The organism is Isoptericola croceus, assembly GCF_029382255.1.
Lineage (GTDB): Bacteria > Actinomycetota > Actinomycetes > Actinomycetales > Cellulomonadaceae > Isoptericola > Isoptericola croceus.
In genome coordinates, this window is sequence record NZ_JARLLG010000543.1 from 1 (window position 1) to 253 (window position 253).

1 protein-coding gene is annotated in these 253 nt (G+C 57.3%); it reads left to right on the forward strand.

The annotated features are described in order from the left end of the window. Positions 1–113: 113 nt before the first annotated feature. Positions 114–253, forward strand: a 140-nt coding sequence (locus tag PZC42_RS23560; protein ID WP_368860299.1) for a C2H2-type zinc finger protein, incomplete at its 3' end; no start/stop codon positions are given.

The following is a 253-nucleotide window of genomic DNA, read 5'->3' on the forward strand; positions in this document are numbered from 1 at the left end:
GGCAGGATCACTTGAGGGATCACAGGTATATCCACAGCAAAGAGAAGCCCTTCAAGTGCGGGGAGTGCGGCAAAGGCTTCTGCCAGTCGAGGACGTTGGCCGTCCACAAGATCTTGCACCTCGAGGAGTCTCCCCACAAGTGTCCTGTCTGCAGCAGGTCCTTCAACCAGAGGTCCAACCTCAAGACTCATCTCCTGACTCACACGGACCACAAGCCTTACGAGTGCGGCTCTTGCGGGAAGGTCTTCCGACG